Genomic DNA, 12,383 nt, shown 5'->3' with positions numbered 1-12,383 from the left:
GCTGAATGCTGGGAATACGGACATCAACTGTTGGTAATGAGATGTTCTGATGTCAGCATCAATGATTGATAATGAAAAATTTAACTCATAACATAAAACAGTAAAGTATGAAGAAAAACCTAAATGATTTCAAGCGTCTCTTGCTGACGGCTTGCTGCACCTTGGTGCTTTCGTGTGGCTGGGCAGCGGTCAACGAAAAACCTTTTGTAATCCCTGAACTCAAGCAATGGAGCGGGGCAGAGGGAATGTTTACCCCATCGGGCAAATACGTGGTGAAGGGCGGAAAGAACGCCCAGGAGGTGGCGAAACTCTTTGCTGCCGATTACCACGCCCTGGTGGGAAAATCGCTCACGCCTAAGACGGGAAAGCCCTCTGCCGGCGACATCGTGCTGGTGCTCCAGTCTGATAAGAAATCAGCCCGACTGCTCGGCAAGGAAGGCTATCGCCTCACCATCGGCGACGTAACTACCATCACGGCTTCTTCGGTAGAAGGACTGGTATGGGGAACCCGCACCGTGCTGCAGCTTTCAGAGCAGCAGCGTTCGGCAGGTTTCGTGCTGCCAAAGGGTTCAGCCCAGGATACGCCTGCCTATGGGCTGCGAGGCTTCATGATGGATTGCGGCAGAAAGTTCATCCCGATGTCTTATCTGCGCTCGCTGGTCAAGATGATGTCTTATTACAAGATGAACACCCTGCAGATTCATCTCAACGATAATGGATTCCGACAGTTCTTCGGTAACGATTGGGCGAAAACTCCGGCAGCCTTCCGCCTGGAATGCGACACCTATCCGGGACTCACGGCGAAAGATGGCAGCTATTCCAAGGCTGAGTTCATCGAACTCCAGAAACTGGCAGAGCAGTATGGCGTCAACATCATCCCCGAGATAGATGTGCCTGCCCATTCGCTCGCCTTCACCCATTACAAGCCGGAAATCGGTTCCAAGGAATATGGCATGGATCATCTCGACCTCTTCAATCCCGAGACCTACAAGTTTGTGGATGGGCTCTTCAAGGAGTATCTGGAGGGCAAGAACCCCGTGTTCCGGGGCAAGGTAGTGCATATCGGAACCGATGAGTATTCCAACGCCAAGAAGGAGGTGGTGGAGAAATTCCGTTATTTCACCGACCATTATATTAAATATGTGGAGTCGTTTGGCAAGCAGGCAGCCGTTTGGGGCGCACTTACTCATGCCAAGGGCGATACCAAGGTGAAGTCGGAGAACGTGATGATGCATTGCTGGTACAATGGTTATGCTGACCCGAAGGAGATGAAGCGCCTGGGCTATAAACTGGTGAGCATTCCTGACGGATTGGTTTACATCGTTCCGGCAGCGGGCTATTATTACGATTACCTGAATTGCCGGTATCTTTACGATTCTTGGACTCCGGCGCAGATTGGCAACGAGAAGTTCGAGGAGAACGACCCTGCCATTCTCGGCGGAATGTTTGCCGTATGGAACGACCATGCGGGCAACGGCATTACGGTGAAGGATATTCACGACCGACTGTTCCCTGCCCTGCAGACGCTGTCGGCAAAATGCTGGACGGGTGCTGCTACATCTTTCTCCTTTGAAGATTTCAATCGTCTTCGCCTTGCGCTCAGCGAGGCTCCAGCGGTAAACGAGTCAGCACGCTGGCAGAAGGGCAAGCAGCTCAGGATAGAGACTTTGAACCCTGGTCAGACCACGGGCGAGAAGGAAGTGGGCTATGGCTATCGGGTGGAGTTCACCATCGAGGGAGCCGATGAGCCGAAGGGCACGGTGCTGTTCTCATCAGATAACGCCACGTTCTATCTTTCTGACCCTGAAAGCGGTCAGCTTGGTTTTGCCCACGAGGGTTATCTCAACAAGTTCAACTACAGGGTAGAGAAGGGCAAGAAGGTAACTCTGGCGATTACTGGCGACAACAGGAAGACCTGTCTTTATGTGGATGGCAAGTTGCGCGAGGAGTTGGGTCCTATCACTCTTTATGCGATGCAGCAGAAAGACCTGGCTACATTCCAGAAGAGCGATGCTGCAGCCACTCAGCCTATCGTGTATAATCCTTCAGCCAAGATGTATTATCAGCGCACGCTGGTGTTCCCGCTCCAGAAGGCAGGCGATTTCAAGAGCCGGATTACGGGAGTGAAGGTGGAGCAGAAATAGTCTATAAATGCCCATAAATTGCAACCGCGGAGACTCTGGTGCGCTCTTGGAATGACATAGCTGTAGAAGTTTTGGATAGATATCAACATTTAATGACAGACAACAAAATAGATTGGCCATTTAATCGTTATATTACTATATATGATTAAGGTATAGTTTTATTTTGAGAATAATATGAAAAAATGGCATTTATGGGTGGCAGCTTCCATCGGCTTGGTGGTCATCGCCGGAATGATGATTCGGGAGTTTGACGTGGAAGTTTTGAGCAGGATAGAATTGTCTCCGAGATTTTTTCTGGGGGTAGGTTTGGCTGTATTGCTCTTTGCCGTCCAGAATCTGATGCTCACTCTCCGTTTCCGACATCTTTGCCAGCGCAAGTTGTCGATAGCCGAGGCGTTTCGCATCAATGTACTTTGTGAGTTTACTTCTGCCGTTACTCCTTCGGCGGTGGGTGGCAGTGGCTTGGCTTTTGTCTATCTGAACCGTGAGGGGATATCGATGGGCAGAAGCATCTTCACTATGTTTGCAGCCCTGCTGGCTGATGAGGCATTCCTTGCCATCAGCTGCTGCCTGTTGTATTTCTGTGTTCCATCGCATCTGCTTTTCAGTCTGGCAGATGGAGTGGGAATTTCTACGGATACAACAAACGAATGGGTCAAGGGTGGAGTACAGGTTGTCTTCATCGTCAGCACCCTTATTGTGGTTGTCTGGACAGCCATTCTCTATCTCTTGTTGCTGCATCGTCCCCAAATTTTGGGATGGGTATTGAAGGGGTGCTGCAAGATTCCTTTCCTTCGCAGATTCCTGCCCAAGGTAGAGAAGTTTTCCGAGGAGATGACGATGGCTTCGGAGGAGGCAAAGCTGGAGGGCGGAAGATTCTGGCTGCAGCTGATGGGTTATACTTCCCTGGCGTGGTTGTCGAGATTCGCCATCGTGGTAGCTATTCTCATTGCCTTCCATTGTCAGGGCAACATGCTGGTGGCTTGGTGCAGGCAATGGGTGATGTGGATGATTTCCATCCTGAGTCCTACGCCCGGCGGAAGCGGCGTGGCGGAGTTGATGTTCCGCCTTTATTATGCCGATTTCCTGCCCGATGCCTCGGTAGCCATCCTCGCCGCCATGCTCTGGCGCGCCATCTTCTATTACCCTTTCCTGGTGATGGGCATCCTGGTCTTGCCGAAATGGATTGCTAGAAACTGACATAGAGTCGGGCACTGAGCGTCGTGAAATCTCCATTGTCGTTTTTGATGTACTGGAACGATGGCTGAAGGGAAATGGATTCCGTCAGCTGTCTTTTCCAGGTTACTTCCAGCGAATATTCTGAACCCTGCTGGAAGCGGGCGTACTGGCCCGACAAGCCGCACTCGTTCTTCTCGTCCAGATAGGCACCGTCCAACTCTGCGTATCGGTAGCAGGCATTCTGATGACTGGTGTTCTCGGAATATTGCACCATGCACGAAATGTTCTTGTCGCCAGCCTTCCATACACTCTGCTCTCCATAGACCCACCAGGCACAGGTTGTTTTGCCCTTGGATTCATCGGCAGAAACCATTTCGCCATCCTCGTTTATCGGATATTGACGGGTATGAACGGCAGCACCTGCAAAATATTTTCCACCTTTATCGTTGTACTCCAACTGCGACATATTGAAGATTCCATCCTTCTTCGGGCGGACCAGGAAAGGATTGTCGTGGGCTTTCCAGCCATTATATCCCGCACCATTATACAGACTGTTTCTGAAAGTCCATTTTCCCTTGGTTACATCAAAGTAAAGGGTCAAGCCTGAATACGGATAGTTGGCTATCGGATAGCTGGAAGCAACGGTAGGAAAAATTCCCTCAGAACTGTTCTGGAAAAGAGCCGTAACATCAGAGGTGAAGAAATCCTCGTTCACGTTTCTCACACCCACAAACAGATGGCCCGAATTCCACTCGTGCATGTAGCCCAGCACGGCAAGCATGGCGAAGTTATTGTCTGCATCTATGTTCGAAAATCCCTGCCAGTCATCAATAATGCCATCGTTGGTCTTTGCCACATGCAGCGTAGCCGCCTCGAACGAATCCTTTCCTTTTCCTATCGGAACACTCAGTTCCAATCTCAGCTGATTGATCAGATTGGTATTCTTGTTCATGTCCCATTGCCATTCAGAAATATACTGTCCGTTAAAGCTCTGTGCATGAGCAAGGCAAATATTGATGCTGCCTAAAATAATAAAAAAAAATCTCTTCATTTCTTTTATGTTTTTATATTGTTTCTTGCGCACTTGCCTGCCGCTTGCGAGTATCTTTAATTCACGCTGCAAAGGTACTGGGTATTTCAAAATCCTGCAATACTTAATAAACGGTATTTTCATTTCTGCTAAATAGTGGAGGCTTTATCTTTATCCTCATTTCTAGGTATTTTTATTTATTCTAAACAGTTTGGGCTCCGTCTGACCCTCTATTTTCAGGTAATCAGAGGGAATTAATAATAATATTTTTTAAAAACTTTGCCTTATCAGATATTATTCGTACCTTTGCGTGGTCTTTAAACAGTTTTATCAGTAAGAAATCAGTTAAAAATCAGTTTAATCAGTTGGAAAAATGAAGAAGATATTAAATCCATATTTGAACAAGGAGGGTTACAACTGCGTTTGCTGTGCCCCCAACAATCCTGTAGGATTGCATCTTGAGTTTTGGGAAGAGGGTGAGGATGTGCTTACCATCTGGAATCCCGGCGAGAATTATCAGGGCTGGATCAATACCCTGCATGGCGGAATCATCAGTATGCTGATGGATGAAGTGGCAGGCTGGGTTATCAACCGCAAACTGCAGACCACGGGTGTGACGATGCAGCTCAACGTGAAGTATAAGAAGCCTGTGATGACCACCGATTCGCAGATTACGGTGCGTGGTCACATCGCCAGTCAGCGCCGTAATATCGTTACTATCCACCTGACTCTGGAGAACTCCAAAGGCGAGGTTTGTGATGAGGGCGAAGCCATCTACTTTACCTTTGGTCCTGATAAAGCCAAGGAGATGGGATTCGACAGCTGCAAGGTAGAGGGGGAGGAATAACTCTCCCCACTTGTTTGTAATGCTGGAGTCTTTCTTGAAGTTGATCATGCTCAGTCTGCGTTTAAGAGTTCCTTGAATCACAATTCCCCAGAAAGCCGTTTCCTGCCCATTTTGTGGTCTTCATTGATGACCGGCGCCTGCCATCTATTAAGACCAGCCTCGGTCGGCATAGATGACCGACTCTTGGCACAAGAAGACTGTTCTTTCGATTGCCGGTGCAAAGATACAATAAATCATCCGAGGATGCAATAGTTTTCCCCTTACTTGATTTCACTTTTCCCCTGTTTTGTGAAATGGGGTAATGGTAAATCATAGTCATCCGGTCATTAAGCCCCCGGTCATTAACGGTCATTAAGGAAAATCAGTTCTGGTCATTTTGTCCTATAGTATAATATTAAATATTTTAATATTATACTATACACCATTTTCGCCGCCCCCGAAAATCCTTAATGACCGATAATGACCGGGTTCTTAATGACCGGATCAGGCTTCTGAAAGTTATTCGGAAAGGATGATGTTTGTTTGTAAGATAGTGACAGTCAGTGGAATAGTTTGCACAGTGCTTCTGCAGAGTACCATGCTTTGTACAGCTAAAACCGTACATATTCCTCTTCGCTCTATCCCAGTTTTTTGCTCTTTTTATGAGAATCTTGGCAAAATATATCAAGAAGTTCCTCGTTTTCCCCCCTTCATTCAGCCTTTTACCCCTCTTATTTTTGCCTTCTGAAGGGGTGAAAAGTGCCATCGGAACCACTTTTTCTTGCTCTTAAGAGCATTTTTCTCCTTCTTTCTCTGAAAAAAAACAATCCTGCCTTTCTTGTCATTTTTGCTTGGGTAATGTGATTTTCTGTTGACAATGGAGTCTGGCTATTTAGGGGATAAGGTCGTTAAGGTCATTAAGGTCAAGGTCATTATCGGTCATTAAGGTTTTCTAATCCCTTAAAAGTCCTTTACGATTTGTCCTGAAAATCGCCTTTACTAAAAGAGTGGTTTATGGGGTAAAATCCATGTTTTATAAGGGTAAAATACCGCTTTTTTTCGGAAAAGTGTGGTTTCCAGCCCTCGTTTTTATAGGAAAAGTGTAGTTTTTAACTATTGATTTATAGGAAAAGTGTGTTGTCTATATTTATAAAAGAGACTTCTTGGTTTGAATGCCAAGAAGTCTCATAAATCAATTTTTCAAAGCTAGTTCTTATTTTCTTATTTTCTGAATTTCCTCCAGTGGAAGCTCTGTGGCCGTTGATACTTGCGCTTCAGAAAGTCCCATTGACAAAAGGCGGTAAGCTGTGGCTATCTTTTCTTTCGCCATTCCTTTCGCCATTCCTTTTTCCATTCCTCTCTTCTCATCAAACTTTCTGGTGGCATATATATCACGCATATTCTTGATGTCCTCGTCATAAAGCTCAAGTTCCTCGCGGGAGAGCTTGCGGAGGTCGCCTATCTCTGCCAATTTGCGGAAGACTGGATACTTCTCGCTGAATGGCATCTGCTCAAACATGTTCATATTCTTCATTATATAAATCCAACAATCAAATATATCCATACACTCTGCCTCCGTATGCTTGTCGAACAATGGCAACTGGAGGTACACAATACGTATCCTGTCGGACACTCGCTGGCGTGTCTGCAAATCGGTAAGCACCAAGTCGGTACGAAACTCTTTTAGCATCGGACTTTCCGACACGAAGTCCATGAAACACACCGTATAGACTGGAGCCAAATGATAGTCCCAGATTCCACGAACGCCCTGCTGCACGATGGCACGTGCCGTGTAATACAATGCCCTGTCGGCAAAGTATTCCTGTTCTTTCTTCTGCATCTCAACGATGATATGCTTGCCCTCGTTTGTGACGCAATAGACATCGAAGACCACACCACGGTCATCGGGGCGCAAGCCAAGTTTTTCGGTCTTGGCAAACGTCACGTCCTTGATTACCAACTCGTCTTCAAACAGTCCGTTGAGGAATGTTATCAGGCATTCTTTAGTGTCCTCGCTTCCAAAGATTCGCTTGAAAGCCCAATCGACACGTGGGTCTATAAATCTTCCCATCTTCTTACGTTTTATAAGGTCGTGGACGCAATATTGCAATTCTGCTGCGAAGATACACTTTTTTATTGAAACTGCCAAGAAATTCTAGGATTTTCTTTCATTTTACGCTAATCTCAACCTCAATGAATTAAGCACTACGCTTACGCTGGAGAAGGCCATCAGGGCACTTGCCCACATCGGGGTTATCTGGAAATCAATGCCGAAGATATGAAGGGCGCCGGCTGCCAGCGGGATGCAGATGATGTTGTAGATGAACGCCCAGAACAGATTCTGCCAAATCATGTGAACCGTCTTCTGACTCAGTTTTACGGCTTCCGGAAGTGCCAGCAGGTCGTCGCTCATCAGCGTAATCTGCGCCACATCCATCGCCACATCTGTTCCCTTTCCTATCGCCATGCTCACGTTGGCAAGGGCCAGAGCCTGGGTGTCGTTGATTCCGTCGCCCACCATTGCTACCTGCTTGCCTTCGTCCTGAAGTTTCTTTACCAATGCCTGCTTGTCGCCAGGCAGCACCTTGCTCTGGTAATGCTTGATGCCGGCTTTCTCAGCCCAGTAGTGAGCCGCTTCCTCCTTGTCGCCACTCATCATATAGACCTCTATTCCCTTTTCCTGCAACTGCTTCATCGCTTCCTGGGCATGAGGCTTGAGGGTCTCTCTCGTCTCCAGGTCCAAATCCTCCTGCTTGGTGAAATCGATGTTCTGGTTAGGAATGGTGAGGGTGCCGGTCTTGTCGATGACGAGGGCGTTGATCTTGTGGAGATTCTCCAGCGCCGACGCATCCTTGATGAGAATCTGCTTCTGCGCCGCCTTGCCGATGCCCACCATCAGGGCGGTAGGAGTAGCTAAGCCCATGGCGCAAGGACAGGCGATGACCAATACGGCTACGGCTGAAAGGATGGCCTGCGGAAGAGCAGCGTTGCCGCCTATCAGCCACCATATTAAAAAGGTGATGAGGGCGATGGCTGCCACGGCTGGAACGAAAATCAGCGCCGCTTTATCCACGATGCGTTGCACGGGCGCCTTACTGCCCTGTGCCTCCTGAACCATGCGGATGATGTGTGCCAGGGCGGTGTTCTCGCCAATCTGCTTGGCTCTCATGCGGAGCTTTCCCTGACTCGGAATGGTGCCAGCCAGCACGTTGTCGCCTGCCTTTTTCATCGCCGGAGTAGGTTCGCCGCTGATCATTGCTTCATCTACATAGGCAGCATCGGGAGTCATGAAACTCTCTGCCTGGGTAACCACGCCATCCACCGGAATCTTCTCGCCGGCTCTTACCTCTATCATGTCGCCTATCTGAATGGTGGAAATCGGAACTTCCTCCATCTTGTAGTCGTTGGTGCCTTCTATCTTCTCGTAAGTCACCAGTCGGGCGGTTTTCGGCTGCATTCCCATCAGTTGTCGGATGCTGCTCGCCGTACTGTCTTTCGCCTTTTCTTCCAGGCATCTGCCGGTCAGCACGAAGGTGATGATCATCACGGAAGCATCGAAATAAGTGTGCCATTCTATGCCTCTCGCTCCCCATACCATTTCTCCGAAGAAGGTGTTGAAGGTGCTGAAGAGGAAGGCGATGAGGGTGCTGAGTGCTACGAGCGAATCCATGTTTGCCGTATGATGCAAAAGCTGCTTCCAGGCGGAAACATAAAACTGTTTGCCGCAGTAGAGCAGGTTGGCGAGTGCCAGGAGCAGACAGATCTGGTTGGCGAAGGAACTCGAGTGATGAGCCGAGGCAACGCCATCTGAAAACATATTCTGTTCCATACCCAGGGAAATCCAACCCATAGAGAAACACATGGTCAGGATGGCGAAGAGCCAGGAAGCGAGGGTTCGGCGACGCAGGAGGGTGAACTCACGGCGGTTGATTTCCTCCACGCTTCTGTCGTTTTCGATAACGAGGTCGTAGCCGGCGTTGCTGATTTCCCGTTTCATATCTTCCAGAGAGATAATGTCGGGGTCATAATCTACCAGGGCAGTTCGGCTCGCCAGGGAAACCGAGGCAGAGTTGATGCCCTCTAGCGACTGCAGCTTCTTTTCTACATTGGCAGAGCATACGCTGCAAGCCATGCCTATTACTGGAATTGTTTTCTTCATCTGTTTTTTATATAAATGTTATGAATTTTATAAGCAGAAGCTTTCATATCTGCTTTTCTGCCTGCAAAATTACATATTAATTATGACCCCCACAAGATTTATGGAAGAAATATCCTGATGGATAGATGAAAACCACTATAATAAGGTAGATGAAAAATGTGGTGGCTCAGGTAAGGGAACAAAAAAAGGCAGGTTCCAAATTGCCTTGGAATCTGCCTCAATCATTTATGGGAGATGATTATTTGACTTCGATATTCTTGGTAGCCTTAGCCTCCTCCTTAGGAGCAAGCTTTGGAATCTCAACCTCAAGAACACCATCAGCTACCTTTGCTGAAATCTTCTCACGGTCAGCGTCCTCAGGGAGTGTGTAGCTCTGCTGATAGTTGCTGTAAGAGAACTCGCGGCGCAGATAGTGCTCGTGCTTATCTTCATCCTTGTGTTCCATCTTGTTCTCGATAGCCACATTCAGGTTGCCATCGTTATCGATGTTGATGCGAACCCATTCCTTCTTCAGTCCAGGAGCTGCAATCTCCATCTGGTAAGCTTTCTCTGTCTCCTTTACGTTAATGGCAGGAGCGGTAGCATTCATACGTGGCATCAACTCTGTGTTGAAAAATGCATCATCAAAGAAGTTACTCAACCAATCTGAATTATTATTTCTACGTGCTAACAACATAATTAAAACCTCCAATTTTATTTTACTCGTCCTCTCGGTTCCTTGCGGTCCCGTCGGGATTTCTGCTTGTTATTTATTTATCTGTTCTTTTGATTGCCTTCGCCTCGAAACTCCGTTGTCCTTTCGAACTCCTTCATCTTTTAGCTTCAGCTTTCACTCTTATGTTGAGCAACTTGCGTGCCAGTGTCGGATTGATGACAATATTGGCAGCAAAGTATAAATAATTTAAACTTTGCTGCCAAAATGGGAGGCTTTTCTTAAACTAGGTGCTCTCGTTTTATTTCCCGAATCTGGAAGTATCTACTTCTTCATGCTGCTTGGCCTTGTAGCCGCCGAAACGATAGGTGAGGGAGAGGCCTATGATTCTGCCAAAGTACATTTTGTTGATGACGTGCTGACCTCGATAGGTATCGTGCAGATGGTTGTCGCCTGTCTCGAAGATGTCGTTGCAGTAGGCTTTCAGCTGGAACTTGTCGTCCTTGAGAGGCTTCCAGGTGAGGGCAGCGTTGAGATAGCCTGAGGCTGGGATGTCGATGATTCCCTGGATGGCGTCGGTATGAACGGAAGCATCGAGGTTGAGAAGCACATGCTTACCAAAGAGAAAAGTGCCGTTCCATTGGGCTTGACAGAACCATTTGCTGCGGTCGAATGGAAGATCATAGAAGTGGGAATTCTTATCGTTCTGATAAACGCCAGTGAAGGTAAGGCGATTCTGCCACCAGTTGCCTATGTTGATTGGGGCTGTGAGCATCAAGCCTACCTGGTTTACATGGTCGAAGTTGACATGCTTGTATTCCATCTCCTTCTTCTTGTCGCTCTGGTAAGGAAGCTGACGAAATTCATCTTTCGAGTTGTTGAAGAAGAGACTTGCCACGTATCTGCTGTGCAGAATATAGGTAAGCGAGAGGCTGAGGTCTCGTGATGGCTTCAACGTCGGGTTTCCTACAATCTTTCCATATCCGCCCGCATTATAGGTGGTGAAGTTCTTCACCGACCAATAGGTAGGGTAGTCTCTGTCGCAATCAAAGTCGAATTGGATGATGTGTCCTGCCTTTGGAAGATAGGTGATGGAGAGTGTAGGGAAGAGGTTCCACTCATCCCAGATTGGGGTGTGGTAATATTCTTCCATGAGCGATGCTTCCATCGTGAGTTTTTGGCCGAACGACTTGCTGGCTCCGATATAGAAACACATTTGGTCTTCGGTTTGAATGGTGTTGCCATCAGAAGACTTGTTGTTGTTTTCCTGCGAACTCTTGTCTCTTGATGTGGTGTAATTGATGCCGTAGTTCAAGCCCCAGTCTTTTCCTAAGTCGTGCTCCTGCTTGAGGTAAGCGTACCATTTGTCGATTCGTTGCTGGCTTGTGATGTCGTAAATCTCATCGTAGAGACTGCTTTTCAGCCATTGTTCATCCGGTGAATTATAATAGGTGTATTCTGCTCCTGCCGAGAAGCCGAATGGGGTAGAGTAATCCAGGCGGAAATTGTGAAACTGACTCTTGGCATGGATTCTGAGAAGGGATGTGAAATCGCCATCATCCTCTGAAGTTCCTCTCGTGTTATTGAGTTGTGAGGTGTAGGCAAAGCTGAGCTGATGATCCTTTGCCAGATGATAGTTGATTCCCAGTCGGATGTTGTGGTTGAGATGACGTTTGATATTGTCGCTATGTGTAGAGAAGGCATAGGAAGTGCCATCAGTCAAGGTGTGGGCAAACTCATTTTCATAGTAATAATATCTCTTGCCATGACCGAAGGAATAGAGCATGTCTATTTCCCATTTCTTGTTGGTGAAGAGCAAGGAGGTGCGCTCTGTGTAACTGTTGCGGTTCTGGTGGGTGTAGCCGCCGAAGAACTCGCCTTGCAGGGAGTGAAAGCCTGTGTTGTGCTTCAGCAGGAGGTTGATGACTTGTCCCTTTACCTGATAGCGGGCTGGGGCTGAATAGACAACTTCAGCGTTGGCGATGCGGCTGGTAGGAATCGTTTTCAGAAGCGAATAGAGCTGCTCGCTCGTCATGGTGGAAGTTTTGCCGTCTATCATCACGGTTACGGATTGGGCGTTGAGCGTCAAGGCTTCATCTTGTTCGCTCACGCCAGGCAGTTGCTTGATGGCTTCATAGGCATTGTCCACCGGATGGTTTTTGATGAGTTGAGGCAGGTCATAGGTCAATGTCGCCCCTTTTACCTTTACGATAGGTCGGTTGCCTTTTACCATCACATCGGGGAGGGAATGGATGATGCTGTCCATTCTCAGGGAATCATTTCTGTTTCCTTGTGCCCAGCCGGCAAGACTGATTGCCAGGCAAGCGCTTAATATAACCAATCTTTTCATATTCTTCTTATCGTTTTATCTTTTTATCGTTCTTTCGGAAGAA

At 47.6% G+C, this 12,383-nt stretch carries 8 protein-coding genes; 3 read left to right on the top strand and 5 right to left on the bottom strand.

The window, feature by feature from the left end:
- Positions 1-107: 107 nt before the first annotated feature.
- Positions 108-2,144 carry a family 20 glycosylhydrolase gene (locus ACTQ16_RS11805; RefSeq protein WP_441937550.1) on the top strand — a complete coding sequence of 679 codons (2,037 nt, stop codon included), beginning with the start codon at positions 108-110 and terminating at the stop codon, positions 2,142-2,144.
- A gap of 174 nt (positions 2,145-2,318) precedes the next feature.
- Positions 2,319-3,344: a lysylphosphatidylglycerol synthase transmembrane domain-containing protein gene (locus tag ACTQ16_RS11800; protein WP_295345893.1), complete on the top strand. Its 1,026-nt coding sequence runs from the start codon at positions 2,319-2,321 to the stop codon at positions 3,342-3,344.
- On the opposite strand, the gene ACTQ16_RS11795 is transcribed toward ACTQ16_RS11800, so the two are convergent.
- Entirely contained in the window at positions 3,334-4,374 is a 1,041-nt protein-coding gene (locus tag ACTQ16_RS11795; RefSeq protein WP_296973681.1) for a carbohydrate porin, read from the bottom strand. The two genes, ACTQ16_RS11800 and ACTQ16_RS11795, sit on opposite strands and share 11 nt — an antisense overlap.
- Positions 4,375-4,726: 352 nt before the next feature.
- Here ACTQ16_RS11795 and ACTQ16_RS11790 point away from each other — a divergent pair, with 352 nt between their 5' ends.
- Entirely contained in the window at positions 4,727-5,200 is a 474-nt protein-coding gene (locus tag ACTQ16_RS11790) for a PaaI family thioesterase (RefSeq protein WP_022121659.1), read from the top strand.
- 1,192 nt (positions 5,201-6,392) lie between these two features.
- Here the strand turns inward: ACTQ16_RS11790 and ACTQ16_RS11785 are convergent.
- From ACTQ16_RS11785 to ACTQ16_RS11770, 4 genes are all read right to left on the bottom strand, one after another.
- Positions 6,393-7,250 carry an Rpn family recombination-promoting nuclease/putative transposase gene (locus ACTQ16_RS11785; protein WP_295345888.1) on the bottom strand — a complete coding sequence of 286 codons (858 nt, stop codon included), beginning with the start codon at positions 7,248-7,250 and terminating at the stop codon, positions 6,393-6,395.
- Positions 7,251-7,352: 102 nt separating this feature from the next.
- On the bottom strand, positions 7,353-9,338 hold the full coding sequence (locus tag ACTQ16_RS11780) for a heavy metal translocating P-type ATPase (protein WP_441937548.1): 1,986 nt from the start codon (positions 9,336-9,338) through the stop codon (positions 7,353-7,355).
- 238 nt (positions 9,339-9,576) lie between these two features.
- Positions 9,577-10,014, bottom strand: a complete 438-nt coding sequence (locus ACTQ16_RS11775) for an Hsp20/alpha crystallin family protein (protein WP_264967282.1) — start codon at positions 10,012-10,014, stop codon at positions 9,577-9,579.
- Between the two features lie 277 nt (positions 10,015-10,291).
- Positions 10,292-12,340, bottom strand: coding sequence for an outer membrane beta-barrel protein (locus ACTQ16_RS11770; protein WP_441937547.1), 2,049 nt, complete (start codon positions 12,338-12,340; stop codon positions 10,292-10,294).
- Positions 12,341-12,383: the final 43 nt, after the last annotated feature.

The sequence above is a fragment of the Prevotella sp. LCP21S3_D2 genome (assembly GCF_052118345.1).
Taxonomy (GTDB): Bacteria; Bacteroidota; Bacteroidia; order Bacteroidales; family Bacteroidaceae; genus Prevotella.
This window is presented reverse-complemented; position numbering and strand designations above follow the sequence as displayed.